13 protein-coding genes, 1 tRNA gene and 1 pseudogene are annotated in these 23,192 nt (G+C 62.6%); 14 read left to right on the top strand and 1 reads right to left on the bottom strand.

Features of this window, described 5'->3' with window-relative positions:
- From Q0216_RS03455 to Q0216_RS03400, 12 genes and pseudogenes are all read left to right on the top strand, one after another.
- Positions 1-587 (top strand): annotated as a pseudogene (locus Q0216_RS03455) (16S rRNA methyltransferase); the annotation flags it as partial.
- A gap of 63 nt (positions 588-650) precedes the next feature.
- Entirely contained in the window at positions 651-1,352 is a 702-nt protein-coding gene (gene rpe / locus Q0216_RS03450) for a ribulose-phosphate 3-epimerase (RefSeq protein ID WP_298592949.1), read from the top strand.
- Between the two features lie 393 nt (positions 1,353-1,745).
- Positions 1,746-2,819 (top strand): iron-siderophore ABC transporter substrate-binding protein, encoded by a 1,074-nt coding sequence (locus Q0216_RS03445; RefSeq protein ID WP_298592948.1) that lies wholly within the window; start codon positions 1,746-1,748, stop codon positions 2,817-2,819.
- A gap of 129 nt (positions 2,820-2,948) precedes the next feature.
- On the top strand, positions 2,949-5,012 hold the full coding sequence (locus Q0216_RS03440) for a peptidase (protein WP_298592946.1): 2,064 nt from the start codon (positions 2,949-2,951) through the stop codon (positions 5,010-5,012).
- Positions 5,013-5,171: 159 nt separating this feature from the next.
- The gene (locus Q0216_RS03435; RefSeq protein WP_298592944.1) at positions 5,172-6,209 is read left to right on the top strand and encodes a plasmid partitioning protein; all 1,038 of its coding nucleotides are present in this window, start codon (positions 5,172-5,174) and stop codon (positions 6,207-6,209) included.
- A gap of 66 nt (positions 6,210-6,275) precedes the next feature.
- Positions 6,276-7,418 (top strand): iron ABC transporter permease, encoded by a 1,143-nt coding sequence (locus Q0216_RS03430; protein ID WP_366139809.1) that lies wholly within the window; start codon positions 6,276-6,278, stop codon positions 7,416-7,418.
- A complete protein-coding gene (locus Q0216_RS03425; protein ID WP_298592940.1) occupies positions 7,418-8,524 on the top strand; it encodes an iron chelate uptake ABC transporter family permease subunit in 1,107 nt (368 codons plus the stop codon). The genes Q0216_RS03430 and Q0216_RS03425 overlap by 1 nt, the downstream gene beginning before the upstream one ends.
- Positions 8,524-9,366, top strand: a complete 843-nt coding sequence (locus Q0216_RS03420) for an ABC transporter ATP-binding protein (protein WP_298592938.1) — start codon at positions 8,524-8,526, stop codon at positions 9,364-9,366. The genes Q0216_RS03425 and Q0216_RS03420 overlap by 1 nt, the downstream gene beginning before the upstream one ends.
- A 517-nt stretch (positions 9,367-9,883) precedes the next feature.
- The gene (locus Q0216_RS03415) at positions 9,884-11,305 is read left to right on the top strand and encodes an enterochelin esterase domain-containing protein (protein WP_298592936.1); all 1,422 of its coding nucleotides are present in this window, start codon (positions 9,884-9,886) and stop codon (positions 11,303-11,305) included.
- Between the two features lie 88 nt (positions 11,306-11,393).
- Positions 11,394-13,094 (top strand): (2,3-dihydroxybenzoyl)adenylate synthase, encoded by a 1,701-nt coding sequence (locus Q0216_RS03410; RefSeq protein WP_298592934.1) that lies wholly within the window; start codon positions 11,394-11,396, stop codon positions 13,092-13,094.
- An 84-nt stretch (positions 13,095-13,178) separates the two neighbouring features.
- Complete coding sequence (locus Q0216_RS03405; protein ID WP_219101141.1) at positions 13,179-13,406, top strand: phosphopantetheine-binding protein; 228 nt, start codon at positions 13,179-13,181, stop codon at positions 13,404-13,406.
- A 135-nt stretch (positions 13,407-13,541) separates the two neighbouring features.
- Positions 13,542-17,870 (top strand): amino acid adenylation domain-containing protein, encoded by a 4,329-nt coding sequence (locus Q0216_RS03400; RefSeq protein ID WP_298592931.1) that lies wholly within the window; start codon positions 13,542-13,544, stop codon positions 17,868-17,870.
- 175 nt (positions 17,871-18,045) lie between these two features.
- Here Q0216_RS03400 and aceE read toward each other — a convergent pair whose 3' ends face one another.
- Positions 18,046-20,778, bottom strand: a complete 2,733-nt coding sequence (aceE, locus tag Q0216_RS03395; protein ID WP_298592930.1) for a pyruvate dehydrogenase (acetyl-transferring), homodimeric type — start codon at positions 20,776-20,778, stop codon at positions 18,046-18,048.
- 479 nt (positions 20,779-21,257) lie between these two features.
- On the opposite strand from aceE, the gene Q0216_RS03390 reads away from it, so the two are divergent.
- Positions 21,258-21,330, top strand: a tRNA-Val gene (locus Q0216_RS03390).
- 201 nt (positions 21,331-21,531) lie between these two features.
- On the top strand, positions 21,532-23,004 hold the full coding sequence (gene gndA / locus Q0216_RS03385; protein WP_298592928.1) for an NADP-dependent phosphogluconate dehydrogenase: 1,473 nt from the start codon (positions 21,532-21,534) through the stop codon (positions 23,002-23,004).
- Positions 23,005-23,192: the final 188 nt, after the last annotated feature.

Raw genomic sequence — 23,192 nt, 5'->3', positions numbered from 1 at the left:
GCCCCCTGCCCGAGGACAGCTACACGGTACTCACCGGCGACGGCCGCCAGATCCGCGAGACCCTGCGCAAGAACGCCTCCGACCTGCCCGAATCCATTGAGCCCGGTCAGCTGTTCGACCGCGTCATGGTGGATGTGCCCTGCTCCGGTCTGGGTGCCCTGCGCCGCCGCCCCGAGGCGCGTTGGCGCAAGTCCCCGCGCGATATTGCAGAGCTGCTGCCCCTGCAGCGTCAGCTCCTGGACGCAGCCATTGAGGCGACCCGCCCCGGCGGCGTCATCGCCTACGTGACCTGCTCCCCGCACGCGGCAGAAACCCAGAACATTGTGGCTGAGGTGCTCGAAAGCGGCGCGGTGAGCCTGCTCGACTCCGCCGCCGCACTGCGCGAAGTCGCCCTGCGCACCGAAGGGGCAAACGGCGAACCCGTGAGCGTGCTGGCGGGGGAGAAGGACCCCGGCCACACCCCCGAAATTAAGGTCAAGAAGGGCGCCCCGGCCGTGAAGGCTTCGGAGAACCCGACCACCGCACAGCTGTGGCCGCACGTGCACGGAACTGACGCAATGTTCCTCGCCCTGCTACGTAAGAACTAGCATCAGTGCTAACCCACAGCATTAGCCCGCCCGTCGCTACGGCACGGATTTGAAAGGAACCCCATGGGTATTGCCATTAACCCGTCGATTCTCTCGGCGGATTTCGCGAACCTGCAGCGCGAGCTGGAGCGCATCAGCACCGCAGACGCCGCGCATATTGACGTGATGGACAACCACTTCGTCCCCAACCTCACCTGGGGCCCGCCGGTGGTCAAGCGTCTGCGCGAAATCTCCCCGGTGCCGTTCGACGTGCACCTGATGATTGAGGACGCCGACCGCTGGGCACCCGAATACGCCAGCATGGGCTGCGAATCGGTGACCTTCCACGCGGAGGCGGCTATCGCCCCCATCAAGCTGGCGCGCACCCTGCGTGCTGAGGGCGCGAAGGCTGGCATGGCGCTGCGTCCGGCAACCGCCGTGGAACCCTACCTGGACATGCTCAGTGAGCTGGATATGCTGCTGATTATGACCGTGGAGCCCGGCTTCGGTGGCCAGGCCTTCCTGGAGGTGACCCTGCCGAAGATTGCCCGCGCCGCCAAGGCGATTGAGGGCGCGAACCTACCGGTGACCGTGCAGGTGGACGGCGGCATCGCCGAAGAGACCATCCTGCGTGCGGCGGAGGCGGGCGCAACCTGCTTCGTTGCCGGCAGCTCGGTCTACGGCGTGGACGAGGCGCTCGGCGGCCCGGAGGCGGCGATCGCCTCCCTGCGTGCGGCGGCTGCTTCGGTTCAGCGTTCCGGCACCGGTTGCGGCTGCTGCCACTAGCGGTACTCGCCGGTAACGGTACTTGTCGGTAACGGTACTAGCCAGTATCTGTACCCCGCATCTATAAAACCTCAACGCCCCGTTGCGAAGACTGCGCCTCGTCGCGGTTCTTCGCGGCGGGGCGTTTTGCGTGCCTCGCTTTCTCGACCCTTTTCAGCCCTTTCTCAGCGTCTCAGCCGCCGCAGATGTATAGCGAAAACTGGCGGGGAGGGCCACCCATTTAAGCGACATAGTGTCAGCAAGACTGTGACAAAGAGTGAAATATGTTACCCGCGGAATTCCGCGGTAAAACCGGGCATCCTGACGCTCAGAGAAGGCAAACTGAACACGTCTTGATGTAGCACTCAGATATCTGTAAGGTTAGGTATAGTTTAGTCACACTTAGGGGGAACTATGTCTTTCAACCGAACCGAGCTGACCGACACCGAAAACCAGGGCGCACCGGGCGTTAACCGCCGCGCCTTCTTCGGCCTGGCGCTCGCCTCATCGGCTGCTCTCGCCCTCGCGGCATGCAGCAGCGAGACCACCACGACCACCACTTCCGGCGGTTCCACCTCCGGCGGCAACAGCGGCACCCGTACCATCAAGGACATTGACGACGAGAACGTAGAAGTTCCCGTCAACCCGCAGAAGGTCATCGTCCTCTCCGAGCCCACCCTCGACGGCGTGCTCGCCCTCGGCGTGACCCCCGTCGGTTCCGTCTCCGGTCGCGGTCAGTCCGGCGTACCCAACTACCTCGCCGACCGCGCCAAGGACGTGCAGATTATCGGCACCGTCGCCCAGGTCAACTACGAGCAGATCGGCAACCTTGAACCCGACCTGATTCTCGTTGACTCCACCGGCGTGGACAAGCGCTCCGAATCCTATGAAACCCTCAAGAAGATCGCCCCCGTGGTCTACTGCGGCTACGCGGGCGGCGACTGGCGCATCAACTTCCGCAACGTCGCCAACGCCATGAACATGGTTGACAAGGGCGAAGAGGTCATCAAGGCATACGAAGCAAGCGCCGCAGCGCTGAAGGAGCAGCTCGCCCCCAAGTACGGCGACAAGACCTTCTCCATCGTTCGTTGGGCAGGCAACGGCCCCGCACTGATTCTCAAGGAACTGCCCGCCGGTCAGGTACTCAACGACCTGGGCCTCAAGCGCCCCGAGTCGCAGGACCGCGTCGGCCAGGGCCACTCCGAGCCCGTCTCCCTGGAGAACCTGGCATCCATCGACGCGGACTACATGTTCCTGGGCACCCTCGGCGGTGCAAGCCAGCAGAACCCGAACGCGCAGGGCTCCGCAGATCTGCAGGGCGCCGAAGAAGCACTGAATAAGGCGAAGGAAACCTCCGGCTTCACCAGCCTGAATGCAGTCAAGAACGACAACGTGATTCTCGTGGACGGCTCCAAGTGGACCTCCACCGGCGGCCCGCTGCTGCTCAACGGCATTATTGAAGACGTCAAGAAGGCGCTTCCGGTCTAAACGCCCCGTTCTAAACACCCCGTGAAGCAATCACCTGATGAAGCTTCCTAACCCCTTCCGCCGCGGCTTAAAACACCGCCGCGGCGGGAAGGGGATGCACGACCCACCACACCATCTTCAAGGACTACCATGACCGAAACTCGACCCGCACGCACTGCAGCCCGCTACGGTGCCGTCGTGGCGCTCGCCGGCGCGCTCATCACCCCCGGAGCCGCGCTGACCGGTACCACCATCGCCTTCGCGGACACCCCCGCCGCCACCCAGCAGGCTGATAAGGCTACCGTGACCGTCTCCACCGAGAAGTGGCGCGAAGGCAAGCTCGTGCTGCGTGGAACCGGCTTCACCAGCACCGCATCCGGCCGCGGCGCAGTGTTTGCTGTGAAGTTCCTCGACGCCCTGCCGGATGAGGCTCACCAGGCGATTAACCCGCTCACCAACGAGGGCGGCAACTCGCCCGCGAACTTCATGGCAATCGCCAAGGAGGATGGCACCTTTGAGGTTGAGGTGTCCCTGCCGACCCCAGAAAACACCGGCCTGACCGCTGAGCAGCTGAAGAACAAGGGCTGGACCGTGGAGGGTACCAGCCACCGTATCCAGGTGCTTTCCGGCTCCCTGGGCGGTGTGGATGCGGACGGTAACACCTATGACCGTCGCGTATCTGTGTCGCAGAATATTACGCTGAACGATCCGGCTCCGAGCCCGGTACCCACCACTGAGCCTTCTGCTACCACTGAGCCCAGCGCAACCGCAGAGCCCTCTGCTACCGCGGAACCGAGCGCAACCGCTGCGCCTACTACGGAACCCAGTGCAACTGCAGAGCCCAGTGCAACCGCTGAGCCGACCGCTACTGCAGAGCCGAGCGCTACGGCTGAGCCTTCTGCTACCGCCGAGCCGAGCGCAACCGCAGAACCGACCCCTGCACCCAGTGCAGACTCGAAAACCTGTGCCCCCGCAGACGGCTCCTTCACCCCGCGCCTGACCATCGAGAACCCCAAGGCGGTTCAGGGCGGCAAACTGCACCTGACCGGTGACGGCTGGTGCAACCCTGACGATAAGAAGGCATCCGTTATCGGTCTGAAGATTGACGACGGCAAGGTATCCCGCAACGACGCCACCGCGGTTCACGATAACCGCACCATCTGGGCTATTATCACCCCCGATGAAAACGGCCATATTGACACCTGGATTGACCTGCCCACCCGCGACAACGCAGCCTTCAAAAACGATGAAGACGCCGCCAAGTACGCCTCCGGTGAGCACACTCTGCGACTGCTGACCGGTAGCCTGCGTGAGGGCGACCGATCCGGAACCTACGGCGGCGCCAACAGCCAGGGCGGCATCAACACCACCTTCACCATCGGCGAGTACGCCCCCGGTGACGCACCCGAGCCGGTCAACGCCTCCGAACTGACCAACGGCAACGGCGTGCAGGTGAGCCGTGACGGCTCCACCGTGACCGTGACCGTGCCGAACGCTGAACCGGGTACCTGGGTGTACGCCGCAACCTACCTCGGCAACTCCCCGCAGACCCTCTACGGCTCCGGCTGGAAGCAACTGGATAGCAACCGCAGCTTCAGCTACGAAACCAGCGTGAGCATGCCCGCCGCCACCTACCGTGTGGTCGTGCACAACGGCAACCAGGGTGCTGAAAATGCGGTGCTCGGCTTCGCAGACATGACCGTGGAACGTGCCGTTACCCCTCGTCAGGATGTTTCCCGCGATGAGCAGGACGCCACCGACCAGCTGGTTGAAGAGCTGAACGAGAACCCCGCAACCGCAACCTCCACGGCACCCGTGCCCATGCGCAACGCGGGCGGTCGGATCAGCACCCGCGCCACCGACGTGGACGCCTCCCTCGCCGCCCTGGCGCAGAGCACCGCTCCGGTTGTGAACCGCGTGCAGGCTAAGGCGAAGGTTCAGAACGCGCAGAAGAGCCTGGCATCCGCCGTGCAGAAGACTGACGGCGCCGCGAAGAAGGCTGTGAAGGCAGCCGCCGGTTCGCAGAACTCGCAGAACACGCAGGGTACCCAGAACTCTGCCGCAGGTACGAAGGCGCAGGGCCCCGTCATTGAGGGTACTCAGCTGACCGGTATGACCAAGTGGCTGGTCAACAACGCCAATAACCTGCTGCTCTCGGCGGCTGGCCTGGTGGTTTTGGCTGCGGCTCTGCTGTTGCGCACCTCCAAGAAGTAAGCTCTGACCACACATTCACAGCGGCTCACGCTCCGCACCCTTGAACAGGGGGCGTGGAGCGGGTGCCCCTCCAACCACTCGGGTCACAACCCGCTGAATTGCACCGAAACGAATCCGGTAGCGTTCAGATTCGACCCCGGTACTTTTGAAAGGACCACCATGCGTGCACCTTTTTCGGGAGCCCCGAAGGCATCCCTGACCTCTAAGGCGCTGACCGCCTGCGCCGCCGCAACCCTGGCTCTGGGCTTGGGCGTTGGTACCGCATCCGCTCTGCCTCCGGGCGGTGCGAAGGCATCTACCCCCGGCACCTCCTCGACCGTGTCCTCCTCTGTGAGCGAGCACGGCGTGATTTCCTTTAGCGTGAGCGGTTTCCCCGCGAACACTGTGGTGTCCGTGAAGGTGGACGACGGCAACCTGTGCCCCTCCGATGCGGCTCAGGGTGCTTGCGTAGTGCACCAGCAGAAGACCGATGGTAACGGCAATGTTTCCGGTTCCTTCGTTCTGCCGGATGTTGGCACTGGCACCCACACTCTGCGTTTCCTTGCGACCGGTGAGAAGCGTGACAAGGACGGCAATTACCTGGGTACCGAGGCGTACACCAACCGTAGCCCGGAGTTCACCGTGGTGGGCGAGGGTGGTTCGGATAATTCCTCCTCGAACTCTTCGGGTTCGTCCTCGAGCGGTAGCTCTTCCAGCTCGAGGAGCAACGGTGGTTCCTCGAATGGCGGTTCAAACTCTAACAACTCCGACTCTGCAGACGACGCTCAGGGCTCTAATGATTCCAACGAGTCCTCGTCCAATGGCGGCTCGAACGGTTCCTCGAATGGTGCGGCAGGTGGCACGGCTGATACTGAGACCGTGTACACCGATGCTGACGGCAACACCATCACCAAGGAAGAGTACGACCGTCTGAACGCGGAAGCTGGCTCTTCCGACTTTTCCGGTTCTTCCGCCGCTCCCGCTGCTTCGGCTTCTGCGGATGCACAGAAGAATGCGACCGCTTCGGCGAGCGCATCCTCTTCGGCTGTTGCGCGCGGTACCGCGTCGAACCCGAGCGCTTCGGCTTCGGGTGCGGCTAACACCGCATCCACCGTTCAGACCGTGACTTACGGTGCTGCGTTCCCGTGGATTGGCGTGGTGGTTCTGGGCGTAAGCATTGTGGGTGCCGCTGCGCTGCTGCTGACCCGTAAGCGCTAAGACTTAACGTCGGATGCGGGTGGGGGAGTACCCTACCCGCTCCGGCGTTTCTCTCGTTATCTACCGGTGTACCGGGTGCCCCTCCTGCGGGGTGCGCCGGGTGCGCCTCCCCGTTTTCTTGTATCGAGCATAAGGAGCATAGTGGCCCGCACGAGCTCATTGTCCCGAGATGTTCAGCAGGAGAGTACGTCCCGTCAAGGGTCTGTGATTCAGGGGCAGAAGTTGGGTAAACGCCTGGCTTTTCTGTTCTTGTTTGCGGTCCTTTTGGTGGGTGCTGTGGCTGCTTCTTTGCTGTTTGGGTCGAATAATCTTCCGCCGGATCAGGTTCTGGCTGTTTTCAATGGAACTGCTTCTGAGCAGGCGCAGACGATCGTGCTGGAGCAGCGTATTCCGCGTACCCTGGTGGGTCTTGCGGCGGGCGCCGCGTTGGCGGTTGCCGGTTCGTTGATGCAGTCGTTGACTCGTAACCCGCTGGCTGAGCCCGGTCTGATGGGTGTGAACGCCGGTGCTGCGGTGGCTGTGATTGGCTCCGTGGTGGTTTTTGGTGTGATGGGTATTTGGCAGTACATGGTTGCTGCGACGATTGGTGGCGCGTTGGCTGCGGTGCTGGTGTATACGCTGGGTCGTGGCCGTGACGGGTCGATTGTGAAGCTTGCGTTGGCGGGTGTGGCGATTTCTGCGGCGCTGTCGGCGATTGCGCAGGGCTTGATTTTGGCTGATCAGGATGCGTATAACGAGTTCCGTATCTGGGTTGCCGGTTCGCTGGAGGGCCGCGGTATGGATATTGCGTCGACGGTGGGTCCGGTGATTGTGCTGGGTTTGCTGGTGGCGTTCTTTGTGGCTCCTGCGATTAATGCTCTGAGTATGGGCGAGGAGGCGGCGACCAGCCTCGGCGTGAGTGTGCGTACGACCCAGAATTTGACGTTGCTGGCGGTGACGGTGCTTGCCGGTGCGGCGACTGCTGCGGTGGGTCCGATTGGTTTTGTGGGTTTGGCGGTGCCGTTTGTGGTGCGTGCTTTGCTCGGTAATGATGTGCGCTGGGTGAATTATGGTTCGGCGCTGTTGGGTCCGGTGTGGCTGCTGTGTGCTGACGTGTTGGCGCGTGTGCTGGTGGCTCCGCAGGAGACTCAGGTGGGTATTGTGGCGACTCTTGCCGGTGCCCCGGTGTTCTTGTTCTTGATGACTCGTCGTAAGGTGGAGGCTCTCTAATGTCGAATTCTTCCGCTCTTTCGATGGCGACCGCCACCACCCCCGCTAATCGTTCTGCGCGTCGTCGTGGCCGCGATTTGGGTGGCCGCCCGGTGCTGACGGTGCGTGGTCCTGTGAGCGCTCAGGTGCCCTGGCGTGTGCTGATTCTGAATGTGGCGTTGGTGGTGCTGATTGCGGCGCTGGCGTTTTGGGGCATGTTGCAGGGTGACTACAAGATCGCCCCGGAGAAGCTAATCCCGGCGTTGCTGGGTGAGGGTAAGCAGATTACGGTGACTTTCGCTCAGCAGCGTGCGGCGCGTATTGTGGCGGCGCTTCTGGTGGGTGCGGCACTTGCTCTGTCGGGTGCGATTTTCCAGGTGATTTCGGGTAATGCCCTGGGTTCGCCGGATATTATCGGTTTCACGAATGGTGCCGCGACCGGTGCGCTGCTGCAGATTATTGTGTTCAATTCCGGCCCCGTTGAGGTTGCCCTGGGCGCTGTGGTTGGCGGCTTGGCGACCTCGGTGCTGGTGTGGTTGCTGACGCGCCGCACGGGCCTGCACGGTTTCCGCCTGGTGCTGGTCGGTATTGGTGTGGGTTCGACCCTGGCGGCGTTTAATTCGCTGCTGGTGGTGCGTGCTTCGCTGACTCAGGCGCAGACTGCGGCGTCTTGGCTTGCCGGTTCGCTGAATGACATCACCTGGGAGCGCACCTACGCGCTGCTGGGTCTGTTGCTCGTGGTGACTCCGCTGCTGCTGATGCTGGTCCGCCCGCTGGGCGCGATTCGTTTTGGTGACCAGGTGGCATCCGGTTTGGGTGTGAGCGTGAACGCGTACCGTGTGGCGGCTCTGTTTATCGGTGTGCTTCTGGTTTCGCTGGCGACCGCGACGACCGGCCCGATTGCCTTCGTTGCCCTGGCGGCACCGCACATCGCGAAGACTCTCTCCCGCAGCGGCGGGGTGGGCTTCACCTCCGCGGCACTCATGGGCGCGCTGATGGTGCTCGGCTCCGACCTGATTGGCCGATTCGCTGTTCCCGGACGCATCATTCAGGTGGGTGTGGTGACCGGTGCGATTGGTGGCCTGTACCTGATTTACCTGATTTACCTCGAAAGGAAGAAGAGCTAGTGAACACCAGTGTGACGACCCGCCTTGAAGGCGAGAACATGGTGGTTGCCTACGGTGAGCATACGGTGCTCAACGGGGTAGATTTTCAGGTGCCGGAGGGGGAGCTGACCGTCATCCTGGGCCCGAATGCCTGCGGCAAGTCGACCACCTTGAAGGCTCTTGCCCGCGTGAATCCGCTCAAGGACGGCGAGGTTCGCCTGGACGGCACCCCGCTGCCGCAGATGAAGTCCCGCGCTATCGCTAAGATTCTGGCGATGCTGCCGCAGACCCCGGAGGCGCCCAGCGGCGTGACCGTGGCGGATGTGGTGGCGCGCGGCCGCTACCCGCACCAGTCGCTACTGCGTTCCTGGTCCGATGAGGACGAGCGTGCCTGCGTGGAGGCGATGCAGGCGGCGAACGTGCTGGAGCTTGCTGAGCGCCCCATTGAGGCGCTTTCGGGCGGTCAGCGTCAGCGCGTGTGGATTGCCATGACCTTGGCGCAGCAGACTCCGCTGATTCTGCTGGATGAACCGACCACCTACCTGGATATCACGCACCAGATTGAGGTGCTGAACCTGACGAAGAAGTTGCATTCCGAAGGCCGAACGGTAGCGGTGGTGTTGCATGACCTGAACCTCGCTTTCAGGTATGCTACTCATGTTGTGTTAATGAAGCAGGGTCGGATTATCGCTCAGGGCGATCCGCGTGCGATAATTACACCGGAACTTATTCAGGAAGTTTTTGACCTGCAATCGGTCATTATTCCTGATCCATGCACTGGTACCCCTTTGGTGATTCCGAAGGAGAACCAAACAATTCATATTGCCGCTGACGCTATTTCGGCGGCCCGCGAAAGCGAATAGTTTTCGCCCCTAAGCCGCGTGGGAGTTTGCACCAACTGTCTCAGTACGGGTGGAAAAGCTTGGCATTGCGCCGAGCAGCGAACGTTAGGATCTGAGGGACCCAGGATCCCCTGCGCGTAGGGCGCCTACCCGGTGCTCGCCCGTATTTGACGCATGAACGGATCCGAGCACTGGGTAGGTTCCATTTTGGGAACCCGCAGATGAGGCACCGAGACTGCCGCATGAGACTTTGAAAGTTGTAACTTGAGAGGTTTGATGCACGGTCTCGGTGCCTCATCTCATTTAACTTCTGGGCTGGTCTGGGCGGGGGAAAAGAAGTCGCGGTGGCTTCATGCCGAGGTCTTAGTAGCGTGTGTTCGCTGTCATTCTTGTCATCTTTTGGTTCTTTCACTTTTTCCTTTGGCTGGAGTTTGGGTAAGGGATACCATAGAGTGAGGTAGTGGAGGCTAACTAGTGATAATGCGCCTCCTCACCGATTCTCACCGATTGAGTGTTTCCACAGACCAAGGAGGAACCGTTGGGCGAGCACGAACCCACCGCGACCGTTCCCGCGCAGAGCATTCCCGCACAGAGCACGTCTGAACAGACTGCGTCTGTGCAGGTTGTTTCTGCGCAGCCTCGTACCGTTGCGCCGGCTGTGCGCCCGAGCCCTCCCAAGACCCCGCGCCCCGTACCGGCACCGCGCGTGGACAGCCCCCTCATCAGCGCCCTCATCGCCGAGGCGGTCAGCCCCGAAGAGCTGAACGCCCGCATCGTTGAGGTTGTCTCCGAAGGCACCCCCATCATCGAGCCGGTGCGCCGCGAAGACGGCAGTATCTGTGAGAACGAGCGTATCGTCACCTTCCTGTACCACAACGAGCAGGCGGAGCAGGTGCTCATGTTCATCAACCGCCTGACCGATGAGAAGAACCTTGACCGTTCCCTCATGGCCCGCATCGAGGGCACCGGCTGGTGGCAGCTGAGCATGCAGATGGAAACCACCTGGCGTGCCTCCTATAACTTCTTGCCGACGTTGCCCGGCGAGCGCCCCGCCTGGCTGGGCGATGACGACCAGGTGCGCCTGCGCGCCGCCCTGGACTCCGGCGAGGGTGACCCGCTGAACCCCGAGACCGTGTGCAACCGTATCGGCCGTTGCATGGGTGTGGTGCAGCTTGAGCACGCGCCGGTGCAGGAGTTCATCCTGACTCAGGAAGAGATTGACGCGCTGCCCGCCCCCGAGTGGATGCAGACCCCTGACGGCCACCAGTACGTGCTCGGTCGCGTGGGCGACCCCGCCCCGGATGCGCCGCTGTTCATCCAGTTTGACGGTGAGATGTGGTTCAGTCAGGGCATGGAGCGCACCCTCAACCGCGCCCACGAGGCGGGCCGTATTCCGGCGATGCACGTGTTCTTCCTGCACTCTGGCGGTCGTGAGAACCGCTGGAAGGAACTGAACGGTGACAACCCGATTGCCGACTACCTGGTAGAGGTTGCGTTCCCGCACCTGGAGGCGGTGCACGGCATTAAGACCGCGCCGCAGAATATTGTGATTAACGGTCAGTCGCTGGGCGGCCTGTCCTCCCTGCTGGCGGTGCTGAGCCGCCCGGAGGCGTTTGGCGGCGCGATTGCGCAGTCTTCGTCGCTGTGGCAGCCGCAGGTCATGGACCGCCTGGACGAGCTGGAGGCGGCAGACGAGATTGACCGCCTGCGCCACCTGTACCTTGAGATTGAGGTGGGGGAGCAGGAGTGGATTCTGGTGCCGCCTCACCGAGAGTTGAAGGAGCGCCTGGAAAAGCTGGGTCTGGAGAGGGCGCGCTGCACGACCTTCAACGGCGGTCACGATTATGCGTGCTGGCGCGGTGCGATTGTGCCGTCCCTGGAGCGCATTATTGAGGCTCACCAGCGGAATATTGAACGCAGCGAGCAGGACTGCGAGGAAGACCTGCGACAAGCCGCCTAGGGCTGCACCCTCGTAAAAACAGCCCCGTCCCGCATCGTGCTCACCGTAGAGAACACCCTAAAGACCGAAACACAGAAATCGAGAGAAGATGACCGTAGAACGTAGCCCCCTGGCCCCCACACCGCTCATCCCCGAGTCTTTTGCCGCGAAGTACCGCGAAGCCGGCTACTGGATTGACCAGACCATCCCCGAGTTCCTGCTGGACGCCTGCCGCGCAAAGCCGCACTTCCCGGCGCTGGTGGCGCTTTCGCACGCGCAGCTCGATGAGGACGGCAAGCCCCAGCAGATTCGCCTCTCCTACGGTGAGCTGGAGGCGGCGGGTCGTGCCGCCGCGGCGCGCCTCGTTCAGGCTGGCGTACAGCCCGGTGACCGCGTGCTGCTGCAGCTGGGTAACACCGCCGAGTACCTGGTGTACCTGCTGGGTATTTTCTGGGCGGCAGCTCTGCCGGTGTTCTGCCTGCCGCAGCACCGCACCACCGAGCTGGTGCACTTTGCGACCCGCACCGACGCGGCGGCGCACGTGTTCTCGTCGCTGACCCCCGGCGCGGATTTCACCGCCCTGCACGAGGACGTTGCCACCGAGCTGCGCAAGAACTCCCTGGAGCCGCCGGTTGCTATTGACGTTGCCCAGCCGCTGACCCCGCTGACCGACGAGGAGCTCGCTGAAGAGTTCGTGCCCGGCGTCATTCAGAACACCGAGAACCAGCGCGCGAGCGAGCAGGTGGCGTTCCTGCAGCTTTCCGGCGGTACGACCGGCATTTCGAAGCTGATTCCTCGCACCCACGCCGCCTACCTGTATTCGGTGCGCGGCTCGGTCGATATCTGCAAGCTGAACAACAACACGACCATGCTCGTGGTGCTGCCCGCCGCGCATAACTTCACGATGAGCTCGCCCGGTATTCTGGGCGTCATGTGCGCCTCCGGCAAGCTGGTGTTTGCGGCGGATCCGTCCCCGCAGACTGCGTTCCACCTCATCGAGATGGAGGGTGTGACCACCTCCGCGCTGGTGCCGCCGCTGGCTCAGGCGTGGGTCGCCTCCGCGGAGAAGCGCGGCGCGTCCCTGCCCTCCCTGCAGACCCTGCAGGTGGGCGGCTCGAAGCTGGCTCCGGCGGTTGCGGGTAAGATCGAGTCCGTGCTCGGTTGCACCGTTCAGCAGGTGTTCGGCATGGCTGAGGGCCTGGTGAACTACACCCGCTCCACCGACCCGATTGAGATGCGTCTGAGGACCCAGGGCTACCCGATTAGCCCCGACGACGAAATTCTGATTGTTGATGATCAGGACCAGCCGGTTAAGCGCGGCGAGAGCGGTCACCTGCTCACCCGCGGCCCGTACACGATTCGCGGCTACTACCTGGAGGAGAACGCGAACCGCTACGGCTTTACCGAGGACGGCTTCTACCGCACCGGCGACATTGTGCGCCTGGTCGCAGGCAAGTACCTTGAGGTGACCGGCCGCGCGAAGGACCAGATTAACCGCAATGGCGAGAAGATTGCCGTGGACGAAATTGAAGAGCTGGCGCTGACCCACCCCGACGTTTTTGACGCCGTGGTTCTGGGCATCCCGGATGAGACCGTGGGCGAGCGCGTGGGCCTGGTCATTGTGCCGCAGGAAGGCGCCGACCTGGGCGAAAACCCGCGCCGCACGATGCACGAGTTCTTCACCTCGAAGAAGCTCGCCGACTTCAAGATCCCGGAGCGCGTGCAGGTCCTGCAGGAGCTGCCCACCACGAACGTGGGTAAGATTTCTCGCCGCGAACTGCGCGCCAAGCTTGCCGAAATTTTCGGCTAAGCCCCTTGAACTAGTAAACCCATTGAGCTAGGCCATTTTCGGCTCAACCTTACGCCCGTATTCCTAACCCTATTGAGGAGAAAAATGTCCGCACTTGAGACCCTGCGCCCCATCATGGAGAAGTACATCGTCGAGCCCGACTCCCTGCAGACCGCTTTTGACGAGCCGACCACCGACCTGTTCTCCCTGGGCCTGGACTCGATGGGTTCCTTCGCACTGCTCGATGATCTTGCTGCCGAAGGCGCCGTGATTGAGTTTACCGAGCTGGTGGAGAACCCGACCGTGGAGTTCATCGCCTCCCGCCTGGGCTAAGCGTTACCGCACCCCGAGTGCCCGCCTGCCGCGAATGCAGACGGGTGCCCGGGGTGTTTGCTACTCGCCTCGTTTTTCTTCACACCGCATATCATCCCTAATCCAGACCCCTGATCCAGAGCTTGAGAGGCCACCATGGGCGTAGCTGATACTACCGCACCCGCTAGCTTCGGGACTGCTGACCTTCGCACCGCCGCGAACCCCTCCGCACAGCACAGTGCTGACAGCCCCTGGCTACCGCTGACCACGAACGCACGCGGCATCTACTTTGCCGCGGCGATTGACCCGACGAACCCCTGCTACAACACCGCGGAGGTTCTGCAATGCCCCGCGGACACCGACCTCACCCTGCTGCGTGAGGCGCTGGTGCAGCTCTACCGCGAGAACGAGGGCTTCCGCGTGCGCACCCGCATTGCCGATGGTGCCGCCTCCCAGCAGATTTTGCCGCTTGAGGCGTTCCTTTCGGGCATTGACCTGCTCGTGGACGGAGGCGAACTGGAGGAGGGCGAACTGGAGGAGGGGGAGCTGAACGGCACCGCCGAGGCAGGGGAAGAGAACGTCTCTGACCTGGCCGAATCTGATTTGCCCGCGCCGGTGCGCGCCTGGGCGCAGCGCCTGCTCGCCCAGCCCCTCACCACCGATGAGGGCGTGACCGTGCGCAGCGCAGTGGTGCGTTACGGCGGGTTCCTCTGGGTGTACCATTCCTTCTCCCACGTGGTCGCCGACGGGTTCGCCGCGTTCAACGGCCTCTCCCGCGTGGCGGCGATATACCGCGCCCTGTCCGCCGGTCAGCCGGTCCCGGCAACCCGCCGCATGAGCCTGCAACAGCTACTCGACGCCGACGATGCCGCCTCCGACGCCCGTGACGAAGACGTCGCCTTCTGGGAGGCGAGTGGCGCCCTGGAACAGGAAGACACCTCCCTGGCGGGTCGTACCGCCTCCCCGTCGGCGCGGTCTGTGCGCCTGGCGTTCAGCATTGACGTGCCCACCCAGCAGGCTCTGCTGGATGCGGCAAAGCAGCACGCCGTCTCCTGGCCGGTGCTGGCGACCGCCGCCGTCGGCTCGTACCTGGCGCGTGTGGGCGGCTACCCGCAGGCTTCGTTTGGCGTGCCGCAGATGAACCGCATGTTCGCCCGCACCCTGCCGGAGGCGACCCGCGCCCTGGGTGCGGCGAGCGCGCAGACCGGCTGTACCGCGGTGAATGTTCTGCCGGTGAAGGTTGCGGCGACCGGTCCCATTGCGGAGTCCCTGCACTCGGTGAAGGAGCAGTACGCCCGCAATGCTGAGCATCCGCTGGCTCGTCAGGAAGACCTCGAACGTACCGCGCGTAACGCCCAGTCCAGGCTGTTTGGTGCGCAGATTAACGTGGTGCCCTTTGACGCGGTGCTGCCGCTGGCGGCACCCACCAAGGACGAGTCCGGAGCTGCACAACCGGTACCGACCGCGCGCATCCACAATATCTCTGCCGGTCCCGTTGCTGACGCGACCTTCACCCTGCGCGGCATGCCCGGCCGCGGCAACAGCATCTCATGCGAGATTGACATGAACCCGGCACTCTACACCGCCGAGGAGCTGGAACGCCACGCCGCCCGCCTGAGCGAGTGGCTGCCCGCCCACGCCGTCCAGGCGCAGCGCGAGGGTGCCTCCCTGAACAACCTGGGTTTGGCGACCGAGGCGGAGCTTGCGACCCTGCGCGAGCTGACCGCCCCGGCGCTGACCGAGCATCCGCTACAGTACAAGACCCTGCTGGGTCGCTTCCGTGATTCGGTGGCGGCGCATCCGCAGGCGCTCGCGGTGCTGGATTCTGCCCCCGCGCCCGGTGAGGTGCTCACCCCCGAGTCGGAGCGCGCCTACGCTTTTGACCGCGCCCTCACCTACGCCGAGTTGGATGAGCGCGCCCGTGCGCTTGCCGCGCAGCTGCTGGACTGGGGCGTTCGCCCCGCCGATGCGGTGGGTCTGCGTGTGCACCGCGGTGTGGAGCAGTACGTGGCGCTGTACGCCCTGCTGTACGCGGGCGCCACCTACGTGCCGGTGCTTCCGGATCTGCCCGCCGAGCGTGTGGGTGTGATGATGGAGGACGCCGAATGTTCCCTGCTGCTGCACGGGCCCGGTCTGCATCCGCTGAGCGCGCAGGAGCTGAACCCGCAGGATCCTGCACGTCACGCGAACCTGCCCCAGCACACCCTACCGCAGCTGAGCATCGAGGAACCTGTACAGGCACCCGCCGCCGAGGAGCTTCCCGGCGTGAAAACCGGCCTGGACGAGGATGCTTACGTGCTCTTCACCTCCGGCTCCACGGGCAGGCCTAAGGGCGTTGCCATTAGCCACCGCGCGATTGATAACCGCCTGCGCTGGCAGCAGCACCAGATTCCGGTGGGGGAGGGCGACCGCGTTCTGCACAAGACTCCCATCTCCTTTGACGTGCACGTGTGGGAGCTGTACTGGCCGCTCGCCGAGGGGGCCGCCGTGGTCATTGCCACCCCGGAGGGTCACCGCGACCCCGCCTACCTGGCGCGCGTGATTGCCGAGCAGTCCGTCACGGCGGTGCATTTTGTGCCGACCATGCTTTCGGCGCTGACCTCTTCGCCGGCGGCGCGCCGCATCCTGGCTGATGCCGGCTTCGGTCAGGATCGAGAGCAGCCCCTGCGCTACGTGGTCTGCTCGGGCGAGGCTCTGCAGAAGGACCAGGTGCAGGCTGCGGGCGAGGTTCTGGGCGTGTACCCGCTGAACCTGTACGGCCCGACCGAGGCGGCGGTGGACGTGACCTTCTGGGAGACTTCCGCCGACCCGCAGCGTGAGAGCGTGCCCATTGGCGAGCCGGTCTGGAACACCGGCACCCTGATTCTTGACCCGACCGGCCACCCCGTGCCGGTGGGCGTGACCGGTGAACTGCACCTGTCGGGCGTGCAGCTGGCACGCGGCTACAAGAACAACCCGCAGGCGACCGCGGCGGCTTTCGTGGAGCAGGCTCCTGCCGGTGCGCTCGCGCTGCTGAATGGTGAGAGCCAGCGCCTGTACCGTACGGGCGATTTGGCGTGCTGGGAGATTCTTCCCGATGGCCGCGCCGTCATCGGCTACCGCGGCCGCACGGACTACCAGATTAAGGTGCGCGGTCAGCGCCTGGAGCTGGGCGATATTGAGATGGCTCTTGCCGCGGTTGAGGGCGTGAGTGCTTCGGTGGCTCTGCTGTACCGCGGTCTGCGTGAGCCTGCCCTGGCGGCGGTGCTGGAGGTGGGCGACGTGTCCGCCGAGCGTGCCGAGCAGCTGGTGGAGGCGGCGCGTGAGCATTGCGCGCAGGTTCTGCCGGACTACATGGTTCCGACCCTGTGGCACACCCTGCCTGCTCTGCCGGTGAGCCCCTCCGGTAAGGCGGATCGCAAGCTGTTGGCGTCCCTCGACCTGACCCCGCAGAGTTCTGGCGCTGAGGGTCCGCACGGTCTGCTGGAGCAGCAACTGTGCTCGATTATTGCGGGTGTGCTGGGTCGTGAGCGTTTCGGCGTGGATGAGGATTTCTTCGCTTCGGGTGGTCATTCGCTGGCGGCTCTTGAGGTGATTGCCGCGGTTGAGGAGCAGCTGGGTCTGAGCGTGAGTATTGGTGCGCTGTTTGCGCATCCGACCGTGCAGGCTTTGGCGGCGTCCATTGCGGGCGAGCGCGGCGAGGGTGCGGAGTTCGCGCCGGTTCTGCCGCTGCGCGAGCAGCCTGCTGCGTATGACGCTACCGATGCCCCCGCGCCGCTGTTTATCCTGCCGCCTGCGGGTGGTTTGGGCTGGTGCTATGCGGGGTACCTCTCGCATCTTCCGGCTCAGCAGGGTGTGTATGCTTTGCAGGCTGAGGCGTTTTCTGACCCGCAGGCTGGCTTTGCGTCGAGCCTGCAGGAGCTGGCTGAGGGCTACCTGAAGCTGATTGAGAAGACTCTGGCGGAGCGTTCGTTGCCGCGTCGTTTTGCGTTGATGGGCTGGTCTGTGGGCGGTACTGCCGCGGTGCAGGTGGCGGCTTTGGCGCAGGCTGCGGGTGCGCAGGTTGAGCGCGTGGTTCTGTTGGATGCGTATCCTTCGGAGCAGTGGCAGGGCGTGCCGGCGCCGGATGAGCAGGAGAGCTTCCGTGCGCTGCTGCGTATGGGCGGTTTGCCGGAGCCTGCCGCCGATGAGCAGCTTGATTTGCCCGGTACGTTGGAGCGTCTGCAGCGGGCGGGTTCGGCGATGGGTTACCTACCGGAGGAGAAGTTGGGCGTGTGCTTGGGTAGTATGCGTGCTTCGGCGGCGTTGATGCGTGGTGCTGAGCAGGCGTTCTTTGATGGTGATGTGTTGCTGGTGGGTGTGCCGCATGAGGATCAGCCGTACCTGGATGCGGCGGGTTGGGAGGCGCATGCGTCGTCGTTCCGGGCGGTGCTGTTGGAGGGTACGCACCCTGATTTGGTGAATCCGGCGCGTCTGGCGGAGGTGACCGGCCACTTCGCCGGCTAACCCCTATCACTGATTTCCCCATAACTGATGTAGCCCGGAGGTAATACGTTACCTGCGGGCTACATCGCTTAAAACATGCAGTTGAGTTAAAAAACGAATGCCCCCGGTTGATGAATCATCAACCGGGGGCATCGTTTAGCGTCTAACGCAGAACCGGGGTTCTACCGCTAAATGCTTAGTGCTGCTCCAGCTCGGAGTTAGCGTTCACGTTCAGCAGGTCGTACTTAGCGAATGCCTTCGCGGGAACGTCTGCTGCAACCTCGCCGCGCTTTGCCAGCATCTGCAGGGTGCGGACAACAACCGACTCTGCATCGATGTGGAAGAAGCGACGTGCACCCGGGCGGGTGTCTGCGAAGCCGAAGCCGTCAGCACCCAGGGTTGCGAAGTCGTTCGGAACGAACTGGCGGATCTGGTCGGGAACCTCCGAGGAGAAGTCGGTGGTCGCGATGATCGGGCCAGCAGCGCCAGCCAGCTTCTGGGTCACGTAAGGAACGCGAGCGGGCTGGTTCGGGTTCAGCAGAGCCTCTTCCTCAGCGGCAATGCCGTCGCGGCGCAGCTCGGTCCACGAGGTGACGGACCAGACGTCTGCGGAGACGCCCCAGTCCTCAGCCAGCAGCTTCTGAGCCTTCTCGGCCCACGGAACAGCAACGCCGGATGCCAGCAGCTGTGCCTTGGGGCCGGAGGTCAGCGGAGACTCGCTGATCTTGTGGATACCCTTGATGATGCCCTCAACGTCAACGTTTGCCGGCTCAGCAGGCTGGTGAATCGGCTCGTTGTACACGGTCAGGTAGTACATGACGTTGTGGTCTTCGTCCTTGGTGCCGTACATCTGCTCGATACCGCGCTCAACGATGTGAGCGATCTCGTAGCCGTATGCCGGGTCGTAGATCTTGAACGCCGGGTTGGTGGACGCCAGGATCGGGGAGTGACCGTCGTTGTGCTGCAGACCCTCACCGGACAGGGTGGTACGACCTGCGGTTGCACCGATGACGAAGCCGCGGCACATCTGGTCGGAAGCTGCCCAGAAGGCGTCGCCGGTGCGCTGGAAACCGAACATCGAGTAGAAGATGTAAATCGGAATCATCGGCTCGCCGTGGGTGTCGTAGGAGGTACCGATAGCGGTGAACGCTGCGGTTGCGCCTGCCTCGTTAATACCCACGTGAACAATCTGGCCCTCGGGGGACTCAGTGTAGGTCAGCATGAGCTGGTGGTCAACGGGCACGTAGTTCTGGCCGTTGGGGTTGTACAGCTTAGCGGACGGGAAGAAGGAGTCCATACCGAAGGTACGTGCCTCATCGGGGGTGATGGGAACGATACGGTGACCGAAGCCCTTCACACGCATGAGGTCCTTCATCAGGCGGACGAACGCCATGGTGGTAGCAGCGGTCTGCTTGCCGGAGCCCTTCTTGGTCTGTGCGTAGACCTTGGACTCGGGCAGGGTAATCTCGGGCTGTGCGTTTGCGCGACCCGGGAGGTAACCGCCGAGCTCCTTACGGCGTGCGTGCATGTACTGCAGTGCCGGGTGGCTTGCCTCGGGTACGTAGTACGGCGGGTTGTACAGATCCTTCTCCAGCTCCTCGTCGGAGATGGGGATGTTCAGGTGGTCACGGAAGCCCTTCAGTGCTTCCATGGTGAACTTCTTGATCTGGTGGGTGGAGTTACGTGCCTCGAAGTAGGGGCCGAGCTCCGCACCCTTAATGGACTGTGCCAGGATGACGGTGGGCTTGCCCTTGGTCTCCATAGCTTCCTTGTAGGCTGCGTAGAGCTTCTTGTCGTCGTGGCCACCCAGGCGCAGGTTGAAGATCTGCTCGTCGGTCAGGTCTGCAACCAGTTCCTTGGTCTCGGGGTACTTGCCGAAGAAGTGCTCGCGGATGTAGCCGCCGTCTTCGCCGCGGAAGGTCTGGTAGTCACCGTCGAGGGTTTCGTTCATCAGCTGGATGAGCTTGCCGCTCTTGTCCTTCTTGAGCAGCTCGTCGTAGTCGGAGCCCCACAGGACCTTGATGACGTGCCAGCCTGCGCCGCGGAAGAATGCCTCAAGCTCCTGAACGATCTTGCCGTTACCGCGAACGGGGCCGTCCAGACGCTGCAGGTTGCAGTTGACGACGAAGGTCAGGTTGTCCAGGTGCTCGTTTGCTGCCAGCTGCAGTGCACCACGCGACTCGGGCTCGTCCATTTCGCCGTCGCCCAGGAATGCCCAGACGTGCTGCTCGGAGGTGTCCTTGATCTTGTGGTTGTGCAGGTACTTGTTGAAGGATGCCTGGTGGATTGCGTTCAGGGGGCCCAGACCCATGGAAACGGTCGGGAACTGCCAGAAATCGGGCATGCAACGGGGGTGCGGGTACGAAGGAATACCGTTTGCGCCCTTGGTCTTCTCCTGACGGAAGCCGTCCATCTGCTCTTCGCTCAGGCGGCCCTCAACGAATGCGCGGGAGTAGACACCGGGGGAGGAGTGACCCTGGAAGAAGACCTGGTCGCCGCCACCGGGGTGGTTGCGGCCGCGGAAGAAGTGGTTATGACCCATTTCGTAGAGGTCAGCAACACCTGCGAAGGTGGAAATGTGGCCACCAACGCCGATGCCCTTCTTCTGGGCACGCTGAACCATGATTGCTGCGTTCCAACGAATCCATGCGCGGTACTGGCGCTCGAGTTCCTCATCACCGGGGTACTCGGGCTGCTGATCTACGGGGATGGTGTTGATGTAGTCGGTCTTGACCAGAGTGGGGACCTTTACGCCCTTTGCGCCAGCCTCCTTGAGCAGTGCGCGAAGGATGTACTCTGCACGCTCGGTGCCGTGAGTCTTGATAAGGTCCTCGAGGGACTCAGCCCATTCCTGGGTCTCTTCTACGTCGATGTCCTTCAGGCCATCAAGAAGGGTGCTCAGGGAGTGCTCGTTCGGTACGTTAGCCAAACTAATCCAACCTCTCTTCTGTGCGGTTGTGAGATTGCCCGCCGCGCGTTGTTGCGTTGTCGAACAATCTTTGTGTTTAAGCGCTATAGATCCGTGGGGTCTACTTCGCTACTTATCTCTACTATCTTAGACCTAAAGATGGGTCTCTTGGTCTCAAATAAGGGTTTTTGTGATGTGGGTTTCGCTTTGTGACTATCTGAACGGAAAATACTGTGCATCAAAAGTGCCACTTAGAGTCTTTTTACACCTAAATGGCGCGGAACGATGGGGTTGGCGGAATGGCGCGGAACGATGGGGTATGGTCTACCTAAAAGGTCGTGCTCCAACATGGCTTGATGTGGCTTAGTGTGGGGCGCGGTGGGAAAACGAAAAAATACTGAGACATAGAACATGTGTCATGGATTTGCGTAGCCACCCAAAAACCCGTATAGTTTTCTCTTGTGTTCGCCACTGAAACGCAACGAATCAGTGAGAACTAAGGGTCTTTAGCTCAGCTGGTAGAGCGCCACGTTTACACCGTGGATGTCATCGGTTCGATCCCGGTAGGACCCACCGCTAACCCCCGGTACCGCAAGGTATCGGGGTTTTTGTTTACCCGGTTTTGTTTACCCGGTTTTGTCTCCCCATTAACCTGCTGCGAGGGTACCCGGCGGGAAGCTCACGAAGATAATCCAGCAGGAACCGTGATTCCTTCGAGCATAAAACTGCACTCCACCTATATATAGCCTGCCCTAAGCGCGTATCCTTATATACATGACTGAAAACAAGAAGGCACAGATTGGTGTCACCGGCCTTGCTGTCATGGGCGCAAACCTCGCCCGCAACCTGGCACGTAACGGCTACACCGTGGCACTGCACAACCGTTCCGTAGAGAAGACCGACGCACTGCTGGCTGAGCACGGCGCAGACGGCGACTTCATCCGTACCGAGTCCCTGCAGGAACTCGTCGACTCCCTCGAGTCTCCCCGCCGCATCCTGATTATGGTCAAGGCGGGCGCACCCGTCGATGCAGTTATCGAGCAGCTCACCCCCATGCTCGATGAGGGCGACATCATCATCGACGGCGGTAACTCCCACTTCCCCGACACCATCCGTCGCGAGCGCGCCCTGGCTGAAAAGGGCCTGCACTTCGTAGGCGTTGGCGTCTCCGGCGGCGAAGAGGGCGCTCTCTGGGGCCCCTCCATGATGCCCGGCGGCTCCGCAGAGTCCTACAAGCACATCGGCCCCATGCTCGAAAAGATTGCAGCGAAGGCACCGCAGGACGGCGCACCCTGCTGCGCATGGATTTCCACCGACGGTTCGGGTCACTTCGTGAAGATGGTCCACAACGGCATCGAGTACGCCGACATGCAGGTCATTGGCGAGGCTTACGATATTCTCCGCTCTGTGGCAGGTATTGAGCCCGCACAGCAGGCAGAAATCTTCAAGGCCTGGAACAAGACCGACCTGAACTCCTACCTGATCGAAATCACCGCAGAGGTGCTCGCGCAGGTAGACGCAAAGACCGGCAAGCCCCTGGTCGACGTTATTGTTGACGCAGCTGGCCAGAAGGGTACCGGCCTGTGGACCGCTAAGGCCGGCCTGGACCTCGGTTCCCCCGTCTCCGCTATCGCAGAGTCCGTGTTCGAACGCGCCCTCTCCTCCTCCGAGCGTGAACAGCGCGAGCAGGCACAGCACGAACTGCCCGCAGGCCTAATCGCAACCACCGGCGTAGGTGCAGGCGACCCCGAGTTCGTTGAGGATGTGCGCCGCGCACTCTTCGCCTCCAAGCTCGTTGCGTACGCACAGGGCATGGACCTGCTCACCCGCGCAGGCAAGGAATACGGCTGGGACCTGAAGCTGGACACCATCGCATCGCTGTGGCGTGCAGGCTGCATCATCCGTGCCGAGCTGCTGGGCGACATCATGGCTGCCTACGCTGATGAGGCTCCCGCGAACATGCTTCTGGCACCCGCGTTCAAGAACCTCATGGAGGAGCTCGTTCCTTCCTGGCGTCGCGTGGTGGCTAAGGCAACCGCATTGGGCATCCCCGTGCCGGTGTTCTCCTCCGCACTGTCCTACTACGACGGTCTGCGCCGCGACCGCCTGCCCGCATCCCTGATTCAGGCTCAGCGTGACTTCTTCGGTGCACACACCTACGGTCGTATTGACGAAGAGGGCGCCTTCCACACCATGTGGAGCGGCGACCGTTCCGAGGTGAACGCAGCGGACATTCACGTTCACTAAGCTCCCGTAGCTGAACACATAAAGCCCGCCTTCGACTGGATGAGAATCCAACCGAAGGCGGGCTTTCGTTATGTCTTGATCTGGGGTGCCACGAGATATTCAGGGGTGCCCCGAGATATTTCAGCGGTTTCTCAGGGGTATAGCAGGGGTAGCAGGGGGGGGAGAGAGAAGACCCAGATCGGAAGAGC

The sequence above is a fragment of the uncultured Rothia sp. genome (assembly GCF_937976295.1).
Lineage (GTDB): Bacteria > Actinomycetota > Actinomycetes > Actinomycetales > Micrococcaceae > Rothia.
Note: the sequence above shows the minus strand (reverse complement) of the source record. Positions and strands in the feature narration are given on the sequence as shown.

Bases quoted from the DNA above. Each gene is read 5' to 3' on its own strand.
- rpe (WP_298592949.1), top strand. From the start codon at position 651: ATGGGTATTGCCATTAACCCGTCGATTCTCTCGGCGGATTTCGCGAAC.
- Q0216_RS03445 (WP_298592948.1), top strand. From the start codon at position 1,746: ATGTCTTTCAACCGAACCGAGCTGACCGACACCGAAAACCAGGGCGCA.
- Q0216_RS03440 (WP_298592946.1), top strand. From the start codon at position 2,949: ATGACCGAAACTCGACCCGCACGCACTGCAGCCCGCTACGGTGCCGTC.
- Q0216_RS03435 (WP_298592944.1), top strand. From the start codon at position 5,172: ATGCGTGCACCTTTTTCGGGAGCCCCGAAGGCATCCCTGACCTCTAAG.
- Q0216_RS03425 (WP_298592940.1), top strand. From the start codon at position 7,418: ATGTCGAATTCTTCCGCTCTTTCGATGGCGACCGCCACCACCCCCGCT.
- Q0216_RS03410 (WP_298592934.1), top strand. From the start codon at position 11,394: ATGACCGTAGAACGTAGCCCCCTGGCCCCCACACCGCTCATCCCCGAG.
- Q0216_RS03405 (WP_219101141.1), top strand. From the start codon at position 13,179: ATGTCCGCACTTGAGACCCTGCGCCCCATCATGGAGAAGTACATCGTC.
- Q0216_RS03400 (WP_298592931.1), top strand. From the start codon at position 13,542: ATGGGCGTAGCTGATACTACCGCACCCGCTAGCTTCGGGACTGCTGAC.
- gndA (WP_298592928.1), top strand. From the start codon at position 21,532: ATGACTGAAAACAAGAAGGCACAGATTGGTGTCACCGGCCTTGCTGTC.